Source organism: Cyanobium sp. Tous-M-B4 (assembly GCF_024345395.1).
In the GTDB taxonomy this organism is placed as follows: domain Bacteria; phylum Cyanobacteriota; class Cyanobacteriia; order PCC-6307; family Cyanobiaceae; genus Cyanobium_A.
This window is the reverse complement of the sequence record NZ_JAGQBA010000004.1, coordinates 194,279-217,117: the sequence shown is the minus strand read 5'-3', so window position 1 is coordinate 217,117 and position 22,839 is coordinate 194,279. Positions and strand designations below refer to the sequence as shown.

Here is a 22,839-nt window from a genome sequence, read left to right as displayed (position 1 = left end):
CCCTTCAAGCCACGGTACCGACGCCGGGCAGAATGACTTACAAGCCGCTCCTGCCTCATGAATCCCCTGCTGTGGCCAGTGCGCAGCTGCGCCAATGGTCTGGGCCTGGCTTGGTGGGCACGGGTAGAAACCCACTCTCCCAACGCTGTTTATTGGTTTGGCCCCTTCGTGCGTCGCGGCACTCTGGAAAGCCATCTGCCGGCTTTCTTGAACGACCTCCGGGCCGAATCTCCGGGTTCTCTGGATCACCAGTTATTGCGCACCCGTCGGGGCGAACCGCTCACCGAGCTCGACTGAGGGCTAGTGGCCGTTGCCGCTGGCTGATAGCGTCCAATCCAACTGGCAACAGGGTTGATGGGGATCGCTGATTCGCGCGAACAGGGGATTGCACAATGGCGTCAACAACTGCGCAATGGTGAGGTTTCAGCCCGTGAACTCACCGAACACCATCTGGCCCGCATCCAAGCGGTTGACCCCACTGTTCACGCCTATCTCGAGATAACCGCCGAGCGGGCCAGGGCAGATGCGGACCGTATCGACGTCCGCCGCGCTGCTGGCGAAGATTTGCCCCCCCTGGCAGGTATTCCTCTGGCAATTAAGGACAACCTCTGCACTAAAGGGGTCGTTACCACCTGCTCCAGCCGCATGCTGGAGCACTTCGTTCCCCCCTACGAGAGCACTGTTACCGACCGCCTCTGGCAGGCGGGAGCTGTCCTGCTTGGCAAGACAAACCTCGATGAGTTCGCCATGGGTAGCTCCACCGAGACCTCAGCCTTCGGCCCCAGCCGCAACCCTTGGAATCCAGAGAGGGTGCCTGGTGGCAGCTCAGGTGGCAGCGCCGCCGCAGTGGCCGCAGGCGAGTGCATCGCCTCCCTCGGCTCCGACACCGGTGGGTCGATCCGCCAGCCCGCCTCCTTCTGTGGGGTGGTGGGATTGAAGCCCACCTATGGCCGCGTCAGCCGCTACGGCCTGGTGGCCTTCGCCAGCTCCCTTGACCAGGTGGGCCCGTTCACCTCCTCGGTGGCGGATGCGGCCGAGCTGCTGCAGGTGATCGCCGGTGCGGATCCGCGCGATGCCACCTGCCTGCAGGCCGCCGTGCCCGATTACGTCGCCGCCCTTGACCAACCTGTTGCTGGTTTGAGGGTGGGCATGGTGCGGGAGTGCTTCGAGGCTGAGGGCCTTGATCCCCAGGTGAAGGCTGCGGTGCTGGCCGCTGCCGCCCAGTTGGAGGCCCTGGGCTGCGAGCTGGTGGATGTGAGCTGCCCCCGCTTCAACGACGGGATCGCCACCTACTACGTAATTGCGCCCTCGGAGGCCTCTGCAAACCTGGCCCGCTACGACGGTGTCAAATACGGCTACCGGGCCCCAGATGCCACCAGCCTGGCCGAGATGACTGCCCGCAGCCGGGCTGAGGGCTTTGGCGACGAGGTGCAGCGCCGCATCCTGATCGGCACCTACGCCCTCTCGGCCGGATATGTGGATGCTTACTACAAGAAAGCCCAGCAGGTGCGCACCTTGATTCGGCGTGACTTTGACCGGGCCTTTGAGGCGGTGGATGTGCTGCTCACCCCAACCTCGCCTACCACGGCCTTTGGCTTTGGCGCCCACAGCGACGACCCCTTGGCCATGTACCTCGCCGACCTGCTCACGATCCCGGCAAACATGGCTGGCCTGCCTGCCATCAATGTGCCCTGCGGCTTTGATCGCGAGGGCCTGCCGATTGGTCTGCAGCTGATCACGGGGGTGCTCGAAGAGCCGCGCCTGCTTCAGGTGGCCCACCACTACGAACTGGCCGCCCAGGTGATGCAGGCTCGCCCTGTGGCCCCATTGGTGCCCTAGGACCTGGCCCCAGATCTAGTGGTTTCCCCCGCTCTGGTGAGCAAATGACACTGGATCTTGCGTGGTCGCCTAGCGTGGGGAGGCTTCCGATGCCTTTTGGCTAGACCTGCCCTTGGCCTTCGTTCCGCTCCACAACCACAGCGACTACAGCCTTCTAGATGGGGCTAGCCAGTTGCCGGCGATGGTGGATCGGGCTGTGGAGCTGGGCATGCCAGCCCTTGCACTCACCGATCACGGCGTCATGTATGGCGCCATTGAGCTGCTCAAGCTTTGTGCTAAAGCCGGGATCAAGCCGATCATCGGTAATGAGATGTATGTCATCAATGGCTCCATTGATGACCCTCAGCAGAAAAAGGAGCGCCGCTACCACTTGGTGGTGCTGGCCAAAAATGCGGTTGGCTATCGCAACTTGGTGAAGCTCACCAGCATCAGCCACCTACGCGGCATGCGCGGCCGTGGCATCTTTGCCCGTGCCTGTATCGACAAGCAATTGTTGAGCCAGTACAGCGAAGGCTTGATCGTGGCAACTGCCTGCTTAGGCGGCGAAATTCCCCAGGCGATTTTGCATGGCCGGCCCGATGCGGCGCGAGAGGTTGCCAGCTGGTATCAACGCACTTTTGGCGAGGATTTCTACCTAGAGATCCAGGATCATGGCGGCATCGAAGATCGCATCGTCAACACCGGGATTGCCAGCATCGGTGCCGAGCTAGGTATTGAGCTGATCGCCACCAATGATGCCCATTACCTAAGTGCCAACGACGTAGAAGCCCACGACGCGCTGCTTTGCGTACTCACAGGCAAGTTGATCAGCGACGTGAAACGTCTGCGTTACACGGGTACCGAATATATCAAGGGGGAGGCCGAGATGCTCTCCCTGTTCAATGACCACCTTCCAGCTGAGCTCATTGAGCGGGCTGTTGCGAACACAGCCAAGGTGGCAGACAAGGTGGAGGCCTATGACATCCTCGGCCGCTATCAGATGCCCCGCTTCCCGATCCCGGCTGGGCACACAGCGGTGAGCTATCTGACTGAGGTGGCCGAGCAGGGCCTCCGGCAGCGCCTACGCCTGGCTGGTGACGCTAGCTTCGAGCCCCAATATGGCGATCGCCTCGCCTTTGAGCTCCAGGTTATGGAGCAGATGGGTTTTCCCACCTACTTCCTGGTGGTGTGGGACTACATCCGCTTCGCCCGAGACAACGGCATACCTGTGGGGCCGGGTCGTGGTTCAGCTGCGGGTTCCTTGGTGGCCTACGCCCTCGGGATCACCAACATTGACCCAGTTACCAATGGCTTGTTGTTTGAGCGGTTCTTAAACCCTGAGCGCAAGTCGATGCCGGATATTGATACGGATTTCTGTATCGAGCGGCGTGGCGAAGTTATCGACTACGTCACTAAGCGCTATGGCGAAGAGAAGGTGGCCCAGATCATCACCTTCAATCGCATGACTTCAAAAGCGGTGCTCAAGGATGTGGCCCGCGTACTCGATATTCCCTATGGCGATGCGGATCGCTTGGCCAAGCTGATCCCTGTGGTGCGAGGTAAACCAGCCAAGCTCAAGGAAATGATCGGAGCTGAATCACCGGCTCCAGAATTTCGCGAGAAATATGAAAAAGATCCGGTGGTACAGCGCTGGGTTGATATGGCAATGCGTATTGAGGGCACAAACAAGACCTTTGGTGTACACGCCGCTGGCGTGGTGATTGCGGCTGAACCTCTTGATGAGTTGGTCCCCCTGCAGCGCAATAACGACGGCCAGGTGATTACTCAATACTTTATGGAAGATGTGGAGTCGATGGGTCTATTAAAAATGGACTTCCTCGGCCTCAAAAACCTCACAATGATTGATAAAACTGTCGATCTTGTGCAGCAGTACAGTGGCATTAAGGTCGATCCAGATGATCTGCCTCTTAACGACGTAGGAACCTACGCTCTACTTGCCCGTGGTGATCTTGAGGGCATCTTTCAGCTTGAATCAAGCGGCATGCGCCAGATTGTGCGCGACCTCAAGCCTTCGTCGCTTGAGGATATCTCTTCGATTTTGGCCCTTTACCGGCCCGGTCCGCTTGATGCAGGTCTGATTCCTAAATTTATTAATCGCAAGCACGGTCGGGAGGTAATTGATGTAGCCCACGAGAAACTTGAGCCGATCCTTAAGGAGACTTATGGGATTATGGTTTATCAAGAGCAGATCATGAAGATCGCTCAGGAATTGGCTGGCTATTCCCTTGGCGAAGCAGACCTGCTGCGGCGGGCGATGGGCAAGAAGAAAAAGAGTGAGATGGAGAAACACCAGAGCCTTTTTGTTAGTGGTGCCACCCAACGTGGCGTCGAACCTCGAATAGCGGAGGCGTTGTTTGAGCAGATGGTTTTATTTGCTGAATACTGTTTTAACAAGAGCCATTCCACCGCCTATGGCGCGGTGACCTATCAAACGGCGTATCTCAAGGCTCACTACCCAGTGGCTTACATGGCGGCTCTGCTCACCGTCAATGCCGGAGACTCGGCCAAGGTGCAGCGATATATAGCCAATTGTAATGCTATGGGTATCGAAGTGATGCCTCCTGATGTGAATGCTTCCGGCATCGATTTCACACCCGTTGGTGATCGAATTCTGTTTGGTCTTTCGGCCGTTCGTAATTTGGGTGACGGGGCGATTCGACAGTTGATTGAGGCCCGCTCTGGCGATGGTTGTTTCAACTCCCTGGCTGAGCTATGTGATCGCATTCCTGGCCAGCAGCTCAACCGCCGTGCCTTGGAGGCCCTGATCCATTCAGGAGCACTTGATGCCCTCGAGCCTCTGGGCAATCGCGCCCAATTGATGGCGGATCTGGATCTGGTGATCGACTGGGCCAGCTCCCGTGCCAAGGATCGGGCCAGCGGTCAGGGCAACCTCTTTGATTTGTTTGGCGCCAGCGCCGCAGCCGACTCTGCTGGGGGTTCCGATGCCACCGGCCTGGCCGATATCAGCACCGCCCCTAAGGCGGCCCCGGTGCGCGATTATCCCCCGACCGAAAAACTTCGCCTGGAAAAGGAGTTGGTGGGCTTTTACCTATCAGACCACCCCCTCAAGCAGCTGGCCCAGCAGGTGAAGTTGCTATCGCCGGTCGCTCTGGGCAATCTCGAGGAGATGGCCGACAAGGCCAAGGTGAGTGCAATTGTGATGGTGCCTGAGCTGCGTCAGGTGAACACCCGCAAGGGCGACCGGATGGCCGTGCTTCAGCTTGAGGACCTAACCGGCAGCTGTGAGGCGGTCGTGTTTCCTAAAAGCTATGCCCGTCTAGCCGACCACCTAATGGTGGATGCGCGCTTGCTGGTGTGGGCTTCGGTGGATCGCCGCGATGATCGGGTGCAATTAATTGTCGAGGACTGCCGCTCCATTGACGATCTGCAGCTGTTGATGGTCGATTTACCCGCCGATCAGGCCGCCGACATCGCCATTCAGCACCGCCTGCGCGAGTGCCTACATCGTCACAAGCCACCCCAGGATGAGGCTGGTCTGCGAGTGCCTGTGGTGGCTCTGGTTCGTCAGGCGGGCCAGACCCGCTTCGTGCGGCTTGGCCCCCAATTCTGCGTAGGCGATGTGGGCGCTGCCCTTGACACCCTCATCGCTGCCGATTTTCAGGCCCGCATCAGTTCATCGCTCTTGGCGGCCTGAGCTGGTTGGCTGATTGCCTGCACCATTGCGCATCGCCTTGACCGAGCTGCGCAAGCGGCCGATATTGAGTCCGATCTGCTCGGTGCCTAGCAAGCTGCCTGGCTTCTCTTCCCAGCTAGCGGAAAGCACACCAAAGCTCAAGCCCAACAGCCCTAGAAAAAAACATCCACCCGATGCCGCCAAGGTGGCACTCGGTGGAACGTCGAAGATTTGGCGGCTGACTAACAGGTAGCTACCAATAAATACGCCCATGCCCATCACAGTGGGAATGCCGGTGCCGATTGCAATTCGGCGCGCCATGCGATTAGCAACCGCGTCAGGGATTACCTGCTGACTGGGACCGGAACGCCGGGGCGGTTTTGGGTTGCCTTTGCCCGATTGGGCGCGACCCTGCATTCCCTTTCCGGCCATGGCTGCCTCGATCAGCCCCGGATGCCGAGCTTGGCGATCAAAGCGCTGTAACGCTCCTTGCTGATGCCATTTAGATAACCAAGCAGGCGCTTACGGCGTCCGATCATCTTGAGCAGGCCTTGGCGGGAAGAAAAATCGTGCTTGTTTTTCTGCAGATGGCCGGTCAACTGGCTGACCCGCTCACTGAGCATGGCCACCTGCACTTCCACCGATCCGGTGTCTGTGCCATGGGTCTGGTGACCGTTGATCAGTTCCTGCTTTTTGGTGGTGGTGAGCGGCATGGGCTGAGGAATAAAACGCAGGCTGGGCCCGGTTTGGGGACCTACGGTGCAAGCTCCCACCATACCTTCTGGTGGACATTGGTATTGCCGTCTCAGTCCATTGGGCGCGATAGCCAGCGCAAGCACTCTCGGATCCAATCTTCTGCCCCGGCCGACTCCCCCATGCCCACGGCGGCCACCGCGCGCAGGGCACGATGAATTTCAAGGGCTTCGTAGCCCAAAGCAGCCAGGGTTAACTGCACTTCATCACGGCCTTCTGCCGGCAGGAGGGGGCCGTCCGCTAGCGAATCCGGATCGCCGTGGTCTTCCAGTTGCCCCAGAAACCGCTGCTGCAGTTTGGTCCGCAGCTCAACAGCCAAGCGCTCGGCGGTGCGCTTGCCCACCCCGGGTGCCTGGCAGAGCCGGCGTAGATCGGTCTGCACGATGGCCTGCACCAACTCCCTGGGATCCATCACTCCTAGTAATCCCAGGCCCATCTGGGGCCCTACGCCGCTGACGGCAACCAATTCCCGAAACAGATCCCTTTCGTGGCGCTCACCAAAGCCGTAAAGAATCCAGGCGTCGTCGCGGATTGCCAAGTGGGTGTGCAGCCCCAGCGCACTGCCCTCCTGCGGCAGCTGCTGCCATTGACGCTGGCTCACCTGAACCTCGTAACCCACCCCCTGACACACCAGCAGCAGCCCATAGCGCTTGTCCTGCTGCCAGGGATGGTTGAGTTGCCCTTGCAGCCAGCCGATCATGGAGTCAGTAATAGGTACCCCATCGTGCCCGCCGTGTTCAGCCGTGCCCAGCCCCTGCTGTTCCCCCGGTTGAGCGCCTGGTTGCTGCCACTGCTGCTGCTGGTTTGCGTAGTGCTCACTGGTTGCAGTGCTACCGCTCAGCCGCCTCGATCCGTGTTGTTGCAGGCCCTTGAGTTGCAGATTCAGCTCACTCAGGCCGCCATCGCTGATGCCCTGGCCCTAGATGCAGGCGGCATGCCGGAGGTGAGTCGGGTGCGGGTGGCTCAGCAGCAGCCGATCGTGATCGGTGAGGCCAAGGGACTGCGGCTGGAGGGCCAGTTCGACTGGCGCCTCGCTGGCGATCCGATCCGGGTGGACAGTCCCTTTGAGCTCTTTCTGCAGCGGGGCGAGCGGGGGCAAAGCTGGCGTTTGGCCCGCCCCGTTGGCCCTGCCGCATCAACCGGCGCTGACGGGGACGGGACTGAAGACCAGCAGACCTGGATCACCGACCCGCTACCACTCAAGGCAAGGGGCTGATCAGCAAGACTTAAGGGATGGATACGAGCCCACCTGCCTGGCTGCCTGAGACAGCCGCCCGCATCTACCCCGGTTGGGTGCAGCGCAAGGCGGTCACCCTGTGCAAGCGGGATCAGAAACGTGGCGGCAGCAGCAACGTGCAGGAATACCGCATCGCCATCCATAACGCCGTGGTGGCATCGGGCGGCCTGGACCACTGGACCGGCGAGCAGCTCGACTGGCACCTGATTGGCACCTACGACAACCGGGAAGCTGATGCTGGAAGGGGCGCACACAAGAAGCAATACGCCCTGCTTCCCACAATCGATCACCATTCCAATCTCCCCGAACCAGATTTCGTTATCTGCGCCTGGCGAACCAACGACGCCAAGCACGACATGACGCCGGAGGAGCTGGTGGAGTTTTGCCGCCGCGTTCTCGCCCATGCCGAGGCTAAGACGGCTTCTGTCGCTGACTGTGGCTAAGGCTTACCAGGGTGGCTGCCAGTACGAGGCCAGCCCCGGCGATGGTCCAGCTGTCGATTGACTCGCCAAATAGCAACCAGCCCCAGCCACCGGCAAACAGCACTTGCACGTAGCTGATCGCCGTTGCTCGCGCCGCCGGCAGGGCAGTGAGGCTGTGGGTCAGATACACCTGTCCTAGCTGGGTGAATACCCCAACCCCGACCAGCCAAAGCAGCTCCGCTGGGGTGGGCAGCACGGGATTGAGGGCCACCAGGGGCAGGCTCAAGGGCAGGGCCACCAAGGGGAAGTAGAAGACGATCACCAGTGGGTGCTCGCTCGTGCCCAAGGAGCGCACGCTTACGTAGGCAAGGGCGGTGAACAGGGCACCGGCAACGGCGATCAGTACGGGAAAAAGCGCCAGGGTCGCGCCGCCCTGCAGCAGGCCGGCCGGCTGGGCGACGAGCAGCACCCCGAGCCAGCCGAGGGCCATGGCCGCCAGCACCCGCTTGCCGATTGGCTCCCCCAACATCAGCCAGGCCAGCAGGGCCGTGAAAGGCGGGTAGAGGTACTGCAGAACCGTCGCCGCTGCCAGGGGCAAGGCCGCTAGGGCGGCATAAACACACAGCAGGGCGGCTGTGCCGATCGCTCCGCGCCATATGAGTAGCCAGCGCCTATTGCCCCAAGCTGGAATCCCGGCTCGGTGCAGCAGCCACCAGCTCAGGGCCACGCTCACGATCGCCCGGGCGAACACCACCTCGGCAGCGGGAATGCGCCCGCCCACCTGCTTGACGCAGACGCCCATCAGCGAAAAGCTCAGGGCACTGGCAACCATGCCGAGCATGGCTTGCCTCCCCCGGTCAGAATCAGGCTTCGCTTCAGCGCCCACCGCAACTAGCCCCTTCCTTGAGCCTGCCGCGTCTCCACCCCCGCACGATTGAGGCCGTCAAGGAGCGGGCTGACATCGTTGATGTGGTGGGCGAGCACGTGGTGCTCAAAAAGAAGGGGCGTGAGTACGTAGGCATTTGTCCCTTCCACGACGACACATCGCCGTCGATGACGGTGTCCCCGGCAAAGCAGTTCTACTACTGCTTCTCCTGTGGTGCCGGCGGCAATGCCATCAAGTTTTTGATGGAGCACCAGCGTCAGAGCTTCAGCGATGTGGTGCTGGAGCTGGCGCGCAAATACCAGCTGCCAATCGAGACCCTCGATGGCCCCCAGCAGGAGCGGCTGCGCAAGCAGCTCTCCCGCCGCGAACAGCTGCACCGGGTACTCACCCTGGCGGCTGGTTGGTTCCGCAGCCAATTGCGCGCCCCTGAGGGAGCCGCCGCTCTCACCTATCTGCGCGAAAGTCGTGGCCTGAGTGAAGCCACCCTGGAAGCCTTCGAGCTCGGCTTTGCTCCCGACCGTTGGGATGGCCTGCTCAGCCACCTGCAGCAGGTGGAGGGGCTGGGACCTGAGCTGCTGGAGGAGGCTGGCCTAGTGGTGCCACGCAAGGGCGCCAGTTCCCAGGACGGCCGCGGTTTCTACGACCGCTTTCGCGGCCGGGTAATGGTGCCGATCAAGGACCGCCAGGGGCGGGTGATCGGTTTCGGTGGCCGCAGCCTCGATGGCGGCGAGCCCAAGTACCTCAACTCTCCGGAGACTGAGGTGTTCGAGAAGGGCAAGCATCTCTTTGGGCTCGATAAAGCCGCGGCTTCGATCCGCAAGGACGACCGAGCCGTGGTGGTAGAGGGCTACTTCGACGTGATCGCCCTGCACGCCGCCGGTATCACCAATGCGGTGGCGTCCCTTGGTACTGCCCTAAGCAGCCAGCAGATCACCCAGCTCTGCCGCTGCTGCGAAGGGCGGCGGATTGTTCTCAACTTCGATAGCGATGGCGCCGGTGTGCGCGCTGCCCAACGGGCCATCGGTGAAGTGGAGCAGCTGGCCTTGCAGGGCCAGCTGGAGCTGCGGGTGCTGCAGCTGCCCTCCGGCAAGGATCCCGATGAGTTCCTCAAGAGCCAGGGTGCCGGCGATTACCGAGCCCTGCTTGATCAGGCGCCGCTCTGGCTCGATTGGCAGATCGAGCAGGTGCTCGAGGGCCGAGATCTAGCCCGTCCCGACCAGTTCCAGCTTGCGGTGACGGCCCTTGTTGCCCTGCTTGGCAAGCTGCCCCAGAGCGCAGTGCGCAGCCACTATCTGCAGCGGGTGGCCGAGCGCCTCAGCGGTGGTCAGGCCCGTCTGGCGATCCAGCTGGAAGACGATCTGCGGCAGCAGGTCAAAGGCCAGCGCTGGCATGGACGTTCCCAGAAGTGGGAGCTGCCGGGTGAGGCTGGGCTTCGGGAGCGGGCAGAGGCGGAGGTGTTGCGGATGTATCTGCACTGCCCCAATTACCGCAGTGCGATCCGGGTGGAGTTGCGGCAGCGCGAACTCGATGATTTCGCCCTGAAGCACCACCGCCTGCTTTGGGCTGCGATTAGCGGCCTAGAGGAGGTCAACCTCGGTGTGGGCCGGCTCGAGGCGATCAACCGCGGCCACGACCCTGGCTCAGACCTCGCCGATCTTGATTTGCCCCGGTTGCTGGGTGATCAGCTGGTGGTGGAGCAGAGCGCCCTGCTCTCCAGGCTGACGCCCTTGCTGGAGCCTAATGAGCTGCAGCGCATGGCTTTCAGCCAGCCTCTGCTTCAGTTGCGCGGTGCTACGGCATCTCTGGAGCGCCAGAAGAGTGTCAAGCGCTGCCGGCATCTGCTGGATGCCTGGAGCAGTCAGCGTCTTGAGACCCTGGAGCGTTGTATTGCCCTGCTGCTAGAGCAAGAAAGGGAGGAGGCCCGGGCCACGGCCTCAGGCCTGGCACCGCTGAGCGATATGGAATCGCGCATCGAGGCCCTCTTCAGCGAACTCAACAGCGACGCCCTGCGCTTTCAGGAGCTCTATTACAACGAACGTAAACATCTCGAACACCTCGACTCCCAGCGCCGCGCTGGCTACGAGGAGGTGATGGCTCAACCGGCGGCTTAATTAGCTGTAACCACCTCTGTCTTGCCATAAGACCTTTTCAGCACTCTTTTTTCCCCTCGCTTTGATGTTTCTTCCCCCACTTTCCCTGTTTTTACTGCCATCTTTACTGCTGCCTTTGTGGCTTACCCCTGCCGCGCTTGCCCAACCCTGCCCCTGCAGCTGTGAGCAACCCAGCCAGGGCGTGATCGGCCCAGATGGTCTGTGTCAGTGCCCCTGTGGGGTGGTGCCGATTCCCGGCATCAACGCCGAAACTCTCTCCGGCCCTCCGAAACCGCCACAGGCAGGTGGCCCCACTCCAACTTGGACTGTGGAACCAGCCTATGACGATCATTTTGGTGGCCCTTTCTGGGATGATTGGTGGTGATTTCACCAGAGCGTCAGCAGGTGGGGTAGCAAGCCAACGTTGCGCAAGCCCTCCACCAATTCAATGATTGCCGCAATCCATACAAACCAGATGTCGCTGAGGATGTGGCGGCGAAACAGACGCGGGTTGCTGCTCCAACTCGCTGGCTCGCTGTAGAGCCCGCGATTGGGCCAGAAGCGTGGCACCCGCTGCCGGTATTGGCGGAAGGACTCGCCGAATAGTTCTTCGAGCCGTCTTTCCTCCCGAGCCATGATCCCCGGGTAATAAAGACCAAATATAACCAGAAAAAGCAGCGGGTATGTGAGTGTTTCGGTGCTAAGTCCCACCCCCACTAAACCAATGCAGCTGAATACATATAACGGGTTGCGACTGATCGAGTAGGGCCCTTCAGTGACCAGCTCTCCATCCTTGCGGCCGGAGATAAAAAATGAACACCAGATCCGCCCTGTCGCTCCAATGGCGGCCAGGCCAAGGCCGGTGCTGAACAGGAAGGTGGCCACATTCTCATGCTCCAGCTCCCAGTGGCTCTGGGTGAGTGCGACCACGATGAAAGCCAGTGCCGCCACCAACTTCGATAGCCCGGTGCGCTGGTGTTCCCACCAGGTTTTGCCGGGCGCTTTAGGTAATGGGGTCATGGGCCCGTCACAGTCGCCCTTGGTCTACTCCTCCCCGTGGTGATCCCCGGATACGCTGCGCACCTTCTGAGCCACCCTGGTTCCATGGGGTTTTTCGAGGTGTTCTGGGACGGTGAGGCCATCGGCGATGGTAGCGATCTTGAGGAAGCTCTCAGCGCCTATCTCTCCGTGCAGCCTGAAGACATCAGCTGGGCTGATGCCTGCGCCGCTGCCAGCGCTCCTCCGTGCATCCGGCGCTATGCCTCGTTTGAGGACTACCTCGACAATGCCGATGAACAGGAGACGATCGCCGTTACTGCCGCCATGATCGAAGCGGCCTTGTTGCCATTGTGATCAGGCCCGCAGTGATCAGGCCCGCACCACCGGGATGGCGTCTAGGCGAGTGGTGGCCGCCCCAGACAGTCGTGAGCGCCGCATCCGCCAAGGGGTTTGCAGTCCCGCGGCTGCCCATTGCACGGTGCCGCTGCCGTAGTGGCGATTGAGCTGGTCGATGGTCGCCATCAGGGCTGTGCGACGGTGTTGCTGCTCTAAGGGCAGTGGCAGCAGCAAGTTGTGCTGGAGGGTCTCCTCTCCCTGCAGTTGCTGCAGCAGCACCCCCGCTTTGTGCAGGGGCTTGTGGGGTTTGAACAGCACTGCCAATAGGGGTAGGGCTGCCTGCAGCAGTACGGCGGTGTCATTGCTGGCTAGTGGCAGGCTCACCGTGGCGCTGTTGCTGTAAAAACTGGTGCCGTTGAAGGGGTTGCTGCGCACGAACACCGTGATGGCACCAGCCCGTTGCTGTTGCCGCCGCAATTTCTCCGCTGCCCGGCTCAGGTAGGTAGCAACCGCCTCCCTCAGTTCGCTCTGGCTGGTGATCGGCTGGCTGAAGCTGCGGCTCACGCAGGTTTCCCGCTTGGCGGCCGGCAGGGTCTCTAGGGGTAGGCAGGCCATACCCCGCAACTCCTGCTGCAGGCGCAGTCCCACCACGCCGCAGCGGCGGCGCAGTTCGCCACTGGGCATGTCGCGCAGAGCCTTGGCATCGGCGATGCCGCGCAGGCGGCACCAGCGGGAGAGCTGGCGGCCCATACCCCAGACATCCTCGATGGCGACCGCTGCTAGATGGGGATCGGGGTCATCCATGCTGCCGAGGTCGAAGACACCCGTGGCGCTGGCCGTCGTCTTGGCAAGTCGGTTGGCGAGCTTGGCCAGCACCTTGCTGGGGCCGATGCCTACCGCCACCGGTAGGCCGAGCTGGCAGAGCACGTGGTGACGCAGCTGCCGGCCCCAATCGTGCAGGCTGCGCTGGTCGGCGGGCCGGCTTAGCTGGCCGAAAGCTTCATCGATCGAATAGATCTCCAGCGCTTCCACCCAGGGCTCCAGGGTGGCCATCAGCCGCTGGCTCATATCGGCGTAGAGGGCGTAGTTGGAGCTGCGCACCACCACGCCCTGGCGCTCCAGCTCGCGCCGCACCTGAAAGTAGGGCTGGCCCATGCGGATGCCGAGGGCTCGGGCCTCGGCGCTGCGCGACACGATGCAACCGTCGTTATTGGAGAGCACCACCAACGGCCTCCCCAGCACGGCGGGATCCAGCACCGCTTCGCAGGAGGCGTAGAAGTTGTTGCCGTCGATCAGCACGATTGCCTGGCGGCGGCTACTCCAGGGTTCGCAGGTCATGGCGCTTTACGGCACACCCCAGCCAGGTTCGAGCGTGCGGACCACGTGCAGGGCCACCGCCCAGATGCGAGCGCCATCAAAGCAATCCAGCTCTAGGGGCGGGTAGGCCGGGTGGGCTGCCTCCAGTCGTAGCCGGCCTTGGTGGGCTACTAGCCGTTTAAGGGTGAAGCAGCCATCTAGGCAGGCCACCACGATCTGGCCGGGGCGGGGCTCCAGGCCTCGATCGACGATCAGCAGGTCGCCGTGGTCGATTCCGGCTGCCTGCATCGATTCACCACTCACCCGCAGCAACACCGTGCTGGCGCGGCAACGGATTAGCTGGGCATTGAGACTGGCCCTGCCCGGCAATGGCGAGGAGGCTGGATGGGCTGGGTGTGCCAGGCGCGCGCCGCGGGTCAAGCCACACTAGTTCAGGCGTACTGCCGCGCTGTTTTAGTCGGGCTCGCCGGACTCGGGCGTGGTGGTGGTGAAGCGGCGGTAGAGCCAGGCGCCAGCGGCGCCCCACAGCAAGGTCCACAACACGAAGGTGGTGAGGGTGCCGAGCTGGCCGGTTTCGAGGGAATAGACGCCGGCCTGGATTAGTCCCGCATCGATCAGGGAGCCGCCGATGCCCCAGCCGAGCACCCAGCTGAACAAAAAGCCGATCGCCTGGAGATTGCCGGTCATGGGGTGGAGGTTAGGCGCTGGTTGAAGCGACGTATGAACAGTGCCAGCGGCATCGGACCGCAACGGCGTTGCCAGCCCAGCCCTTCCGGATAGCGGCGCCAGCAGGACAGGCGGCCACCGCGCCGGTCCAGGCAGATCAGGTAGCGGTAGGTAGCAGCAGGTGTTGGGGAAAGGGTTTCCGGTGCTGGCAGCGGCGCCAGGGGTAAGAAAACAGCATGCAGCTCCTGCCAGCTGCTGGGAGGCCTGCCGCTGCTGCGCAGGGGCGAGCCAAGCAAGCTGGCGAGCTGCTGGGGGAAGCCGGCATCTGGCAGCAGCCAGTGCCCCTGGCGGGATTGGCAGGGTTCAAGCAGGGAGATCACAGCGGCACAGGCCATGGGCAGAAAAGGGCATGACCCTTCTCCAGTGCCCGGCCTGTCCCACGGTCAGCCGCGCTGGGGCAGCTCCCGGATCTGAGCCGGCCCTATCCCACGCTGGCCATGTGGCGCATCAGGTCGAGGCACTTGCAGCTGTAACCCCACTCGTTGTCGTACCAAGCCACAACCTTCACGAAGGTGTCGGTGAGGGCGATGCCGGCACCGGCATCAAACACCGAGGTGCAGCTCTCGCCCAGAAAGTCGGTGCTCACCACCTCGTCTTCGGTGTAGCCAAGAATTCCGGCCATGGGGCCTTCGCTGGCGGCCTTCATGGCGGCCTTGATCTGGTCGTAGCTGGCGGGTTTGGCCAGGTTCACGGTGAGGTCCACCACCGACACATCCGGGGTGGGCACGCGGAAGGCCATGCCGGTGAGCTTGCCGTTGAGCTCGGGGATCACCCGGCCAACCGCCTTAGCGGCACCGGTGGAGCTGGGGATGATGTTTTGGGCCGCGCCGCGGCCGCCACGCCAGTCCTTCACCGAAGGGCCATCCACGGTTTTCTGAGTGGCGGTGGTGGCATGCACCGTGGTCATCAAGCCATTGACGATGCCGAAGTTGTCGTGCAACACCTTGGCGACAGGGGCCAGGCAATTGGTGGTGCAGCTGGCATTGGAAACCACGTCCTGCCCGGCGTAGCTGCTGTGGTTCACGCCCATCACGAACATTGGTGTGGCGTCTTTGGAGGGAGCGCTCATCACCACACGCTTGGCGCCAGCATTGATGTGAGCGCGGGCAGAGTCGTCGGTGAGGAAAAAACCGGTGCTTTCAAGCACGTAGTCGGCGCCAACCTCACCCCACTTGAGGTTATTTGGATCTCGCTCGGCGCTGATACGGATTACCTGGCCATTCACCATCAGCTGGCCGTTTTCGACGGCCACCTCGCCCTGGAAGCGGCCGTGGGTGGAGTCGTAACGGAGCATGTAGGCCAGGTAGTCGACCTCAATCAGGTCGTTGATACCAACTATCTCCACGTCCGCCAGGGTCATGGCACGGCGAAAAGCAAGGCGGCCGATGCGGCCAAAACCGTTAATGCCGATGCGAATGGTCATGGTGGAGCTCCCTAAACCCTGTGGCGAAAGTATGGGGGCACCATACGGGGAATGGATCAGCTCAGGGCCTGGCTCAAGGCCGCCAGACCAAACACCAGAAACAGGCCGCCACTGAGGCGATAGAGCAGGCGCTCATTCACCCATTGACCAATCCACTTGCCGGCGCCTACGGCCAGCCAGGTGACCAGGGCATGACCTAACAGCGTGCCGGCGAGCAGGCCGCCAAAGCTGAATACCTGGGCCGGCGCAGTGGCCATAAAAATCGTGGTGAACTGGGTTCGGTCGCCTAGCTCAGCGATAAACACCAGCACGAAGGCCTCCCAGATCACGGCCCAGGCCGTGTTGAAGGCCTTACTGCTTTCCGCCGTATTGATCGCCTGCTCAGCCTCCGCCTTCTCCTCGGTAGCCGCATTGGCAGCCATGCCCTGGGCATCGATCAGCAGCTTGATGCCAAAGCTGAGGAAGAGCACGGCGGCCAGCCAGGGCACCAGGCTTTGGGGTAGCAGCTCCCGCAAGCCGTATCCAAGGGCCAGGGAGATCAGGGTGACCGCGGTTAGGGCGGCAAATGAGCCAATAAATACCCAGCGGGCGCGGTGGCGCACCGCCAGGATCAGCGCCATGAAAAAGGTTTTATCGCCCAGCTCGGCCAGGGTGATGGCGGTGAGGCTGGAGCCGAAGGCAGCCAGGCTGGGATCGCTGGAAAGGGGTGGAGCCATCACTTATCAATAGCTGAGGGGATGTCCTCCTCGTCCTCCAGCAGCAATTGCTGAAAGGCGGTGTATAGATCGCCATATTCAGCTGCGGTGCGCCGATCGGCCCGCCCAGCGGTGTTGCGACCACGGAGCTTGGTGGGGCTGGCGGCAATGGTTGGCGCCGGCGCAGGGGTAGCGCTCTGGCGGCGGCTCTCAAGCTCTCGCAGCCGCTCCATCAGGTGGGTCGGCACCGTGCCATCGGGGCTGACCTGCATCAGCTCCCGGAACAGGGCCTCCGGGTTTTGCTCCAGCTCCACCTTGTGGCGTCTATCGCTGGCCTTGGTTTGGCTTTGCTGAAGCGGCTCAGGCTTAGGTAGGGGTTGGGGCAGGCTGCGGCCCAGCGCCTGGAGGCGTTCGCGACTACGGGCGTCGAAGCTCATCGATTAGCTCTCAGCTGCAGCCCAGGCTGGCGCGGGTGTCGCGGCCGGTCACCGGGTTGGTCCCACTGGCAAGACCACAAAGGGTTTTGAGCGCATCACCCCGCAAGGGCACATTGGTGAAATCTGCCCCCTCAATCACCACATTTGTGAATTTGGTATTGAAGGCAAAAGCGTCTTCCAGCACTGCATTGGTGAGGTTGGTGCCATCGAAGATCGCCGAATCGAGCGTTGCCTCTTTCAGGTTGGTGTTGCTTAGGTCAGCGTCCTGAAGCTTGGCGCCAAACAGACTGGCCCCCTGCAGGTCGGAGCCGGCAAAGGTGGCATCCCGCAGATTTGTGAGGTTGAAGGTGGCACCCCTCAGATCCTGGTCATGAAAATCAGCGCCAATTAGTACCTGTTTGGCCACATCCATGGCTGCCTGGGCGGGCAGGGGGGAGACCAAGGCCAAGCCGATGGCGCTGGCCAGGGCGAACAACAGCGCCAGCACCCCGCCGGCCAGGCTGCGCGGAGAACGACCGGAACTGGATCGACCGGAAGATAAAAGTGGCAACATGACAGCTGGATGAGTATTTCCAGCCTAGGCAGGGCACCTAGCAGCGCACTGCGTGGGAACCCTGGGGGCTACTGCTCCAAACCAATGGCTCGCACCACTGCACGCCGCCGGGGCGACTGGGCCGAGCAGCGGGTGCTGCGCCTACTGCTCGGCAGCGGTTGGCGGTTGCTCTCCCGCCAGTGGACATGTCGCTGGGGAGAACTGGATCTAGTGCTGGAAAAAGGAGGTCGCCTGTTGGTGGTGGAAGTGAAAGGTCGCAGCCGTTGTGGGCCAGATAGTTGGGGTGCCGGCGCCTTGCGCCGCGGCAAGCGTCAGCGCTTGGAGCGTGCCTGGCACTGCTGGCTGGAGGACCATCCGGTTTGGGCGGAGAGCTCGGTGGAGCTGGTCTTTGCCTTGGTGCCCCTGGCACCGGCGCCCGGACCTGTCCGCTGGATCCGTGCCGATCACTGATCGGTAGTGGCCGCCGGAACTGGCTGGCTGAATTCGACAGTGCATAGGTAGCGATAGTTGCCCATCCCGACCTCCGTCTCCTGGCAACGCTCAGCGGTAACAACCGCACCAGATGGAAGCTGCTGCCGGGCCCGTTCAATCGCGTTGCTTTTGTCCCAGATCGAGGATGCGGTGACGCTGCCTGCTTGAGCGGGGATGGTCAGGAACGGCAGAGCGGCAACCATGGCCGCCGCGCAAATCAATGTCTGCGAATGAATGGTCTGCGAATGAATGGCTGGATCTGGGGCAACAGCCATTGTGGATACCTGACGACTTCAAGATGACATTTACTGCCCACCGCGCCCGCAAGCGCTTCGGCCAGCACTGGTTGATAGATCAGACGGTGCTCGCGCGCATCGTGGCGGCCGCAGAGCTTGAAGCCTGTGATCGGGTGTTGGAGGTGGGGCCGGGCCGGGGAGCTCTCAGCGAGCGGCTGCTGGCTACGCCGGCGGCAGCAGTGGCTGCAGTGGAGCTTGACCGCGATCTGGTGCTGGGCCTGCAGGAACGCTTTGGCGACCAGCCGCGCTTCCAGCTCACCTCGGGGGATGTGCTGACAGTGGAGCTGCCAGCCGCCAACAAGGTTGTGGCAAACATTCCCTACAACATCACCGGCCCCCTACTAGAGCGGCTGGTGGGCCGGCTCGATCGCCCGGTGGCCCATCCCTACGACCGCCTAGTGCTGCTGGTGCAGCGGGAGGTAGGGGAGAGGATCCGCAGTGAGCCTGGCGCCAGCGCCTTTTCAGCTCTGAGCGTGCGCATGCAGCTGCTGGCCAACTGCCGCTCCGTGTGTGCCGTGCCACCGCGCTGTTTTCAGCCGCCGCCGCAAGTGCATTCGGAAGTGATCCTGTTGGAGCCGCTGCCACTGGAGCAGCAATTGGCGCCCCAACTAGCCCGCACGGTGGAGATGCTTTTGAAGCGCTGTTTTGCCGCTCGCCGCAAAATGATGCGCAATACCCTGGCCGGTCTGCTGCCCGAAGCTGAACTTGCTCGGTTGGCGGAAGCAGCTGGCATCGGCCTGCAGCAGCGGCCCCAGGAGATCGCGCCAGCAGCCTGGGTGGCGTTGGCGGGCAGCTTGAATCAGGTCATTGCTGAGCCCGCTGCCGCCCCTACCCATGGCTGATTTATGCGTGCGTGCCCCCGCCAAGATCAATTTGCACTTGGAGGTGCTTGGCCTGCGCCCCGATGGCTTCCACGAGCTGGCGATGGTGATGCAGTCGATCGATCTGGCTGACAGCCTGCGTTTGCGGCCCACGGCGGATGGCCAAATCAGCCTCCAGTGCGATCGGGCCGACCTGCCCACTGACGGCAGCAATTTGGTCGTCAAAGCAGGTGAAATGTTGCGCGCCCGCTCAGGTTTTTCCGAGCTTGGCGCCCAGATCGTGCTCGAGAAGCGCATCCCGATCGGGGCGGGCCTTGCGGGCGGCTCCAGTAATGGAGCGGCGGCGCTGATTGGTCTCAACGAGCTATGGGGACTGGGCTTTGAGAGTCAGGAGCTGCACAGCATGGCGGCTGAGCTTGGTTCAGATATGCCGTTTTGCCTTGATGGCGGCACCCAGCTCTGCTTTGGCCGCGGTGAGCTGTTGGAAGCCTTGCCTTTCAATTCAAGCGAGCCTCCGGCGCTACTGCTGCTCAAGCACCCAGGGGTGAGTGTCAGCACGCCCTGGGCTTATGGACGCTGCAAGGAGCTACGCGGCGATTTCTATCTCGAGGCTGAAGCCGATTTTGAACAGCGCCGTCAGGCTCTACGCCAGGCGCCCTTGCTAGGGGCCATCGCTGGGAATAGGACCTGGCCACCACTGCGCAACGACCTGCAGGCCGTGGTGGAACCAGAGGTGGAAACCGTGCGCCAGGGTCTGGCATTGCTGCGCCAGAGCGAGCAACACCTGGCAGTTGCGATGAGTGGTTCTGGCCCAACACTTTTCGCCCTGTTCTCCAACCTGGAACAAGCTCGCAGCGCCCATGCAGACCTAGCCGAACGATTTGAGCAGACTGGCTTTGAGTCTTGGTGTTGTGGCTTCAGCGATCGGGGTGTCAGCCTGCTTCAGTGACCAATCCCGAATCCCCTATCAAGCCCAGTGATCCAGCGCCCCGTAAAGGGCCGCTGAGTTTCCTCTCGGGCTCGCTCACCGCTGCTCTGCTGGCCTGGCTGGCCTTGGGTCTGAGCCAGAAATTGGTGGCGTACTACGCCCTGCATCCACCCAGCTATGGCTCGGCGATTGCCCAGAGCATCGCCACGGCTCTCAAGACGCTGATTGTTGGCATGTCGTTTCTTGCCACCTTCAGCTTTGCCTTCATTGGCATTGGTCTGGCATTGGTGTTCGTGCGCAGCTTGGTGTCCGGTTCCGGATCGGCCACTGCCGAGGCGGGCGAAAAGCCCTAACTTTTCTCCATGACTCCCCACGATCTGGGTTTGCTGGTAACGCTGCTGCTCCCCGGCATGCTGCTTTCGGTGTTGCTGCTCTCAACCTTCGCCGCCGGCGGCTGAGATAGGTTGGCATCTAAATGGTGCAAGCCCAGACGTGGCAGAGACGCTGCTGTTCAATGCCCTTCGGGAAGCCATCGACGAGGAGATGGCTAGAGATCCTTACGTTTGCGTGATGGGTGAGGACGTCGGCCAATACGGCGGCTCTTACAAGGTCACCAAAGATCTCTACGAGAAATACGGTGAGCTGCGGGTGCTGGACACCCCGATAGCTGAAAACGCCTTTACTGGCATGGCAGTTGGTGCGGCGATGACGGGGCTGCGCCCAATCGTGGAGGGCATGAATATGGGCTTCCTGCTGCTGGCCTTCAACCAAATCTCCAACAACATGGGGATGTTGCGTTACACCAGCGGCGGCAATTACACGATCCCTACTGTAGTAAGGGGTCCTGGCGGAGTTGGTCGCCAGCTGGGCGCTGAGCACAGCCAGCGACTTGAGGCCTATTTCCATGCCGTACCCGGCATCAAAATTGTGGCGGTGAGCACTCCCACCAATGCCAAAGGCCTGATGAAGGCCGCAATCCGCGACAACAACCCCGTGCTCTTTTTTGAGCATGTGCTGCTTTACAACCTTTCCGAAGATATTCCGGAAGGTGATTATATCTGTGCCCTTGACCAGGCCGAGGTTGTAAGGGCTGGATCGGATGTCACGATTCTTACCTACTCACGCATGCGCCATCACTGTCTCAAGGCGGTCGAGCAGTTGGAGAAGGCTGGTGTGAGCGTGGAGCTTATCGATCTGATCAGCCTGAAGCCCTTTGATATGGAGACCATATCCGCCTCGATCCGCAAAACCCACAAGGTGATTGTGGTAGAGGAATGTATGAAGACAGGCGGCATCGGGGCTGAATTGATCGCCTTAATTACGGAACACTGTTTTGATGAGCTAGATGCCCGGCCGATTCGGTTGTCTTCCCAGGACATCCCCACCCCCTACAACGGTGCCCTGGAAAACCTAACCATCATTCAGCCCCATCAGATTGTTGATGCGGCCCAGCAGCTCGTCGCCGGAAAGATCTAGATATGGCTCGTCAACAGGGGTGGTTTGCCCTGATTCTTGCCTTGGCTATTGCGGCCGGGGCCTTGCTCTTTAGCTGGAACACACCGGAGACTCCCCTAGGCCAGCGCCTGGGACTGGATCTGCGCGGTGGCAGCCAACTAACCCTCCAGGTCTTGCCGGCCGGTGCCATCAAAACTGTCCAGAAGGAGCAGCTAGATGCTGTCAAGGAAGTGCTTGACCGCCGCATTAATGGTTTGGGTGTGGCTGAATCGACCTTGCAAACTGTCGGGGAAGATCAGCTTGTGCTGCAACTGCCTGGTGAGCAAGATCCGTCACGCGCCGCCAAGGTTCTTGGCACTACAGCATTACTTGAATTTCGGGCTCAAAAACCGGGTACTGAGCAGCGGATGCAGGAATTGCTCAGCCTGAAACGTCAGGCAACGGCACTTTTAATCCGCCTAAATGGCCCTGTTAAGGAAGCTGCTGACTCCCAGCAGGATGAACCAACTACCCCTGACACCAAACAAGCTGATCGTGATCAGCTAGAGGCAGACCTGCAACGTATCAACGTTGACATTGTTGCCCTATTCGAACCAGCTGGCCTCAGCGGCAAGGATCTTGTCACCGCAGGACGCCAGCAGCAGCAAACAGGCACCGGCTGGGATGTGACACTCGGTTTCACTAAGGACGGTGGCGATAAGTTTGCCAGCCTTACCCAGTCGATCGCCGGCACTGGTCGTTTGCTCGGCATTGTTCTGGATGGTCGCTCCATAAGTGAGGCAAGCGTTGGCCCTGAGTTCAAGGCAGCGGGCATTACTGGAGGCTCGGCAAGTATCACGGGTAATTTCACCGCCGAACAGGCGCGGGATTTGGAGGTTCAGCTCCGAGGGGGCTCCTTGCCGCTGCCAGTAAAAATCCTCGAGGTGCGCACAGTTGGGCCTTCATTAGGAGCTGAAAACATTCGTACTAGCCTTGTGGCAGCCCTTACAGGCCTGCTGCTAGTAGCTGTTTTCATGGTGATCGTTTATCGATTGGCTGGGCTCGTTGCGGTAGTCGCCCTATCCCTTTACGGCCTATTCAACTTAGCCGTCTATGCCCTTATCCCTGTCACACTCAGCCTGCCAGGGATTGCTGGATTCATCTTGTCGCTTGGAATGGCAGTAGATGCAAACGTGCTTATTTTTGAGCGGATCAAGGAGGAGCTGCGATCTGGTAATACCTTAATTCGCTCAATAGATACTGGCTTCGCCCTTGCATTTTCATCCATCCTTGATGGCCAGGTTACTACGCTAATAAGCTGCATCGCTTTATTCGCTTTGGGAACGGGGCTTGTCAAGGGATTTGCGGTCACGCTTGGAATTGGTGTTTTGCTTAGTTTGTTTAGTTCCCTCACTTGCACCCGCACACTTCTGCGGGTACTGATGAGCTATCCCGGCTTACGCCGCATCAACTATTTCATTCCGCTTGTTCAACGTTCAGAGGGGGTTGCCTGAGATGTCCCTGGCACCAACTAGTCACCAG

27 protein-coding genes are annotated in these 22,839 nt (G+C 61.2%); 13 read left to right on the top strand and 14 right to left on the bottom strand.

What is annotated here, in order from left to right:
* Positions 1-57 precede the first annotated feature (57 nt).
* The 3 genes from KBY73_RS09615 (at position 58) to KBY73_RS09605 (ending at position 5,494) form a co-directional block, all read left to right on the top strand.
* Positions 58-297 (top strand): DUF1816 domain-containing protein, encoded by a 240-nt coding sequence (locus KBY73_RS09615; RefSeq protein WP_106501869.1) that lies wholly within the window; start codon positions 58-60, stop codon positions 295-297.
* A 57-nt stretch (positions 298-354) separates the two neighbouring features.
* Positions 355-1,839: an Asp-tRNA(Asn)/Glu-tRNA(Gln) amidotransferase subunit GatA gene (gatA, locus tag KBY73_RS09610; RefSeq protein WP_254936861.1), complete on the top strand. Its 1,485-nt coding sequence runs from the start codon at positions 355-357 to the stop codon at positions 1,837-1,839.
* Positions 1,840-1,951: 112 nt separating this feature from the next.
* Entirely contained in the window at positions 1,952-5,494 is a 3,543-nt protein-coding gene (locus tag KBY73_RS09605) for a DNA polymerase III subunit alpha (protein ID WP_254936860.1), read from the top strand.
* On the opposite strand, the gene KBY73_RS09600 is transcribed toward KBY73_RS09605, so the two are convergent.
* From KBY73_RS09600 to ruvA, 3 genes are all read right to left on the bottom strand, one after another.
* The gene (locus KBY73_RS09600) at positions 5,474-5,905 is read right to left on the bottom strand and encodes a photosystem II biosynthesis protein (RefSeq protein ID WP_396096915.1); all 432 of its coding nucleotides are present in this window, start codon (positions 5,903-5,905) and stop codon (positions 5,474-5,476) included. The genes KBY73_RS09605 and KBY73_RS09600 overlap by 21 nt on opposite strands.
* Positions 5,906-5,916: 11 nt before the next feature.
* Entirely contained in the window at positions 5,917-6,186 is a 270-nt protein-coding gene (gene rpsO / locus KBY73_RS09595; protein ID WP_106501986.1) for a 30S ribosomal protein S15, read from the bottom strand.
* A gap of 92 nt (positions 6,187-6,278) precedes the next feature.
* Positions 6,279-6,926: a Holliday junction branch migration protein RuvA gene (gene ruvA, locus KBY73_RS09590; protein ID WP_254936859.1), complete on the bottom strand. Its 648-nt coding sequence runs from the start codon at positions 6,924-6,926 to the stop codon at positions 6,279-6,281.
* Between the two features lie 33 nt (positions 6,927-6,959).
* Between ruvA and KBY73_RS09585 the strand changes: the two genes are divergently transcribed.
* Together KBY73_RS09585 and KBY73_RS09580 are read left to right on the top strand one after the other, a co-directional pair.
* Entirely contained in the window at positions 6,960-7,442 is a 483-nt protein-coding gene (locus tag KBY73_RS09585) for a hypothetical protein (RefSeq protein ID WP_254936858.1), read from the top strand.
* 17 nt (positions 7,443-7,459) lie between these two features.
* Positions 7,460-7,906, top strand: a complete 447-nt coding sequence (locus tag KBY73_RS09580) for a hypothetical protein (protein WP_254936857.1) — start codon at positions 7,460-7,462, stop codon at positions 7,904-7,906.
* Here KBY73_RS09580 and KBY73_RS09575 read toward each other — a convergent pair.
* A complete protein-coding gene (locus KBY73_RS09575) occupies positions 7,875-8,717 on the bottom strand; it encodes a DMT family transporter (RefSeq protein ID WP_254936971.1) in 843 nt (280 codons plus the stop codon). The genes KBY73_RS09580 and KBY73_RS09575 overlap by 32 nt on opposite strands.
* A 71-nt stretch (positions 8,718-8,788) precedes the next feature.
* On the opposite strand from KBY73_RS09575, the gene dnaG reads away from it, so the two are divergent.
* Positions 8,789-10,882 (top strand): DNA primase, encoded by a 2,094-nt coding sequence (gene dnaG, locus KBY73_RS09570; protein WP_254936856.1) that lies wholly within the window; start codon positions 8,789-8,791, stop codon positions 10,880-10,882.
* A gap of 366 nt (positions 10,883-11,248) precedes the next feature.
* Here the strand turns inward: dnaG and KBY73_RS09565 are convergent, their stop codons facing one another.
* Entirely contained in the window at positions 11,249-11,881 is a 633-nt protein-coding gene (locus KBY73_RS09565; RefSeq protein WP_254936855.1) for an isoprenylcysteine carboxylmethyltransferase family protein, read from the bottom strand.
* 84 nt (positions 11,882-11,965) lie between these two features.
* Between KBY73_RS09565 and KBY73_RS09560 the strand changes: the two genes are divergently transcribed.
* Complete coding sequence (locus KBY73_RS09560) at positions 11,966-12,214, top strand: hypothetical protein (protein ID WP_254936854.1); 249 nt, start codon at positions 11,966-11,968, stop codon at positions 12,212-12,214.
* Positions 12,215-12,229: 15 nt separating this feature from the next.
* Here the strand turns inward: KBY73_RS09560 and KBY73_RS09555 are convergent, their stop codons facing one another.
* The 8 genes from KBY73_RS09555 to KBY73_RS09520 form a co-directional block, all read right to left on the bottom strand.
* Positions 12,230-13,534: a Y-family DNA polymerase gene (locus KBY73_RS09555; protein ID WP_254936853.1), complete on the bottom strand. Its 1,305-nt coding sequence runs from the start codon at positions 13,532-13,534 to the stop codon at positions 12,230-12,232.
* Positions 13,535-13,540: 6 nt separating this feature from the next.
* Complete coding sequence (locus tag KBY73_RS09550) at positions 13,541-13,933, bottom strand: LexA family protein (RefSeq protein ID WP_396096911.1); 393 nt, start codon at positions 13,931-13,933, stop codon at positions 13,541-13,543.
* A 33-nt stretch (positions 13,934-13,966) separates the two neighbouring features.
* The gene (locus KBY73_RS09545) at positions 13,967-14,200 is read right to left on the bottom strand and encodes a hypothetical protein (protein WP_254936852.1); all 234 of its coding nucleotides are present in this window, start codon (positions 14,198-14,200) and stop codon (positions 13,967-13,969) included.
* Positions 14,197-14,574, bottom strand: a complete 378-nt coding sequence (locus KBY73_RS09540; RefSeq protein WP_254936851.1) for a hypothetical protein — start codon at positions 14,572-14,574, stop codon at positions 14,197-14,199. The genes KBY73_RS09545 and KBY73_RS09540 overlap by 4 nt, the downstream gene beginning before the upstream one ends.
* An 86-nt stretch (positions 14,575-14,660) precedes the next feature.
* Positions 14,661-15,662, bottom strand: coding sequence for a type I glyceraldehyde-3-phosphate dehydrogenase (gene gap, locus KBY73_RS09535; protein WP_254936850.1), 1,002 nt, complete (start codon positions 15,660-15,662; stop codon positions 14,661-14,663).
* Between the two features lie 56 nt (positions 15,663-15,718).
* Positions 15,719-16,378, bottom strand: coding sequence for a TMEM165/GDT1 family protein (locus KBY73_RS09530; RefSeq protein ID WP_254936849.1), 660 nt, complete (start codon positions 16,376-16,378; stop codon positions 15,719-15,721).
* The gene (locus KBY73_RS09525; RefSeq protein WP_254936848.1) at positions 16,378-16,794 is read right to left on the bottom strand and encodes a hypothetical protein; all 417 of its coding nucleotides are present in this window, start codon (positions 16,792-16,794) and stop codon (positions 16,378-16,380) included. Before KBY73_RS09525 ends, KBY73_RS09530 begins: the two co-directional genes overlap by 1 nt.
* Before the next feature lie 10 nt (positions 16,795-16,804).
* Positions 16,805-17,347 carry a pentapeptide repeat-containing protein gene (locus tag KBY73_RS09520; RefSeq protein ID WP_254936847.1) on the bottom strand — a complete coding sequence of 181 codons (543 nt, stop codon included), beginning with the start codon at positions 17,345-17,347 and terminating at the stop codon, positions 16,805-16,807.
* An 84-nt stretch (positions 17,348-17,431) separates the two neighbouring features.
* Between KBY73_RS09520 and KBY73_RS09515 the strand changes: the two genes are divergently transcribed.
* Entirely contained in the window at positions 17,432-17,797 is a 366-nt protein-coding gene (locus KBY73_RS09515) for a YraN family protein (protein WP_254936846.1), read from the top strand.
* Here KBY73_RS09515 and KBY73_RS09510 read toward each other — a convergent pair.
* On the bottom strand, positions 17,791-18,093 hold the full coding sequence (locus KBY73_RS09510; protein ID WP_254936845.1) for a hypothetical protein: 303 nt from the start codon (positions 18,091-18,093) through the stop codon (positions 17,791-17,793). The genes KBY73_RS09515 and KBY73_RS09510 overlap by 7 nt on opposite strands.
* Positions 18,094-18,116: 23 nt before the next feature.
* Here KBY73_RS09510 and rsmA point away from each other — a divergent pair, with 23 nt between their 5' ends.
* The 5 genes from rsmA to secD all read left to right on the top strand — a co-directional run bounded on the left by rsmA (position 18,117) and on the right by secD (position 22,811).
* Positions 18,117-18,956 carry a 16S rRNA (adenine(1518)-N(6)/adenine(1519)-N(6))-dimethyltransferase RsmA gene (gene rsmA, locus KBY73_RS09505; RefSeq protein WP_254936844.1) on the top strand — a complete coding sequence of 280 codons (840 nt, stop codon included), beginning with the start codon at positions 18,117-18,119 and terminating at the stop codon, positions 18,954-18,956.
* Positions 18,949-19,884 carry a 4-(cytidine 5'-diphospho)-2-C-methyl-D-erythritol kinase gene (ispE, locus tag KBY73_RS09500; RefSeq protein ID WP_254936843.1) on the top strand — a complete coding sequence of 312 codons (936 nt, stop codon included), beginning with the start codon at positions 18,949-18,951 and terminating at the stop codon, positions 19,882-19,884. The genes rsmA and ispE overlap by 8 nt, the downstream gene beginning before the upstream one ends.
* Positions 19,881-20,216, top strand: a complete 336-nt coding sequence (locus KBY73_RS09495) for a DUF3082 domain-containing protein (RefSeq protein ID WP_254936842.1) — start codon at positions 19,881-19,883, stop codon at positions 20,214-20,216. Before ispE ends, KBY73_RS09495 begins: the two co-directional genes overlap by 4 nt.
* 139 nt (positions 20,217-20,355) lie before the next feature.
* Complete coding sequence (locus tag KBY73_RS09490) at positions 20,356-21,339, top strand: pyruvate dehydrogenase complex E1 component subunit beta (RefSeq protein ID WP_254936841.1); 984 nt, start codon at positions 20,356-20,358, stop codon at positions 21,337-21,339.
* A gap of 2 nt (positions 21,340-21,341) precedes the next feature.
* A complete protein-coding gene (gene secD, locus KBY73_RS09485) occupies positions 21,342-22,811 on the top strand; it encodes a protein translocase subunit SecD (protein ID WP_254936840.1) in 1,470 nt (489 codons plus the stop codon).
* The last annotated feature ends 28 nt before the right edge of the window (positions 22,812-22,839 follow it).

Excerpts from the sequence above, each read along its gene's own strand:
- KBY73_RS09615 (WP_106501869.1), top strand. The coding sequence starts at position 58 with ATGAATCCCCTGCTGTGGCCAGTGCGCAGCTGCGCCAATGGTCTGGGC.
- gatA (WP_254936861.1), top strand. The coding sequence starts at position 355 with ATGGGGATCGCTGATTCGCGCGAACAGGGGATTGCACAATGGCGTCAA.
- KBY73_RS09600 (WP_396096915.1), bottom strand. The coding sequence starts at position 5,905 with ATGGCCGGAAAGGGAATGCAGGGTCGCGCCCAATCGGGCAAAGGCAAC.
- rpsO (WP_106501986.1), bottom strand. The coding sequence starts at position 6,186 with ATGCCGCTCACCACCACCAAAAAGCAGGAACTGATCAACGGTCACCAG.
- ruvA (WP_254936859.1), bottom strand. The coding sequence starts at position 6,926 with ATGATCGGCTGGCTGCAAGGGCAACTCAACCATCCCTGGCAGCAGGAC.
- KBY73_RS09580 (WP_254936857.1), top strand. The coding sequence starts at position 7,460 with ATGGATACGAGCCCACCTGCCTGGCTGCCTGAGACAGCCGCCCGCATC.
- KBY73_RS09575 (WP_254936971.1), bottom strand. The coding sequence starts at position 8,717 with ATGGTTGCCAGTGCCCTGAGCTTTTCGCTGATGGGCGTCTGCGTCAAG.
- KBY73_RS09565 (WP_254936855.1), bottom strand. The coding sequence starts at position 11,881 with ATGACCCCATTACCTAAAGCGCCCGGCAAAACCTGGTGGGAACACCAG.
- KBY73_RS09560 (WP_254936854.1), top strand. The coding sequence starts at position 11,966 with ATGGGGTTTTTCGAGGTGTTCTGGGACGGTGAGGCCATCGGCGATGGT.
- KBY73_RS09555 (WP_254936853.1), bottom strand. The coding sequence starts at position 13,534 with ATGACCTGCGAACCCTGGAGTAGCCGCCGCCAGGCAATCGTGCTGATC.
- KBY73_RS09545 (WP_254936852.1), bottom strand. The coding sequence starts at position 14,200 with ATGACCGGCAATCTCCAGGCGATCGGCTTTTTGTTCAGCTGGGTGCTC.
- KBY73_RS09540 (WP_254936851.1), bottom strand. The coding sequence starts at position 14,574 with ATGGCCTGTGCCGCTGTGATCTCCCTGCTTGAACCCTGCCAATCCCGC.
- gap (WP_254936850.1), bottom strand. The coding sequence starts at position 15,662 with ATGACCATTCGCATCGGCATTAACGGTTTTGGCCGCATCGGCCGCCTT.
- KBY73_RS09530 (WP_254936849.1), bottom strand. The coding sequence starts at position 16,378 with ATGGCTCCACCCCTTTCCAGCGATCCCAGCCTGGCTGCCTTCGGCTCC.
- KBY73_RS09525 (WP_254936848.1), bottom strand. The coding sequence starts at position 16,794 with ATGAGCTTCGACGCCCGTAGTCGCGAACGCCTCCAGGCGCTGGGCCGC.
- KBY73_RS09520 (WP_254936847.1), bottom strand. The coding sequence starts at position 17,347 with ATGTTGCCACTTTTATCTTCCGGTCGATCCAGTTCCGGTCGTTCTCCG.
- KBY73_RS09515 (WP_254936846.1), top strand. The coding sequence starts at position 17,432 with ATGGCTCGCACCACTGCACGCCGCCGGGGCGACTGGGCCGAGCAGCGG.
- KBY73_RS09510 (WP_254936845.1), bottom strand. The coding sequence starts at position 18,093 with ATGGCTGTTGCCCCAGATCCAGCCATTCATTCGCAGACCATTCATTCG.
- rsmA (WP_254936844.1), top strand. The coding sequence starts at position 18,117 with ATGACATTTACTGCCCACCGCGCCCGCAAGCGCTTCGGCCAGCACTGG.
- ispE (WP_254936843.1), top strand. The coding sequence starts at position 18,949 with ATGGCTGATTTATGCGTGCGTGCCCCCGCCAAGATCAATTTGCACTTG.
- secD (WP_254936840.1), top strand. The coding sequence starts at position 21,342 with ATGGCTCGTCAACAGGGGTGGTTTGCCCTGATTCTTGCCTTGGCTATT.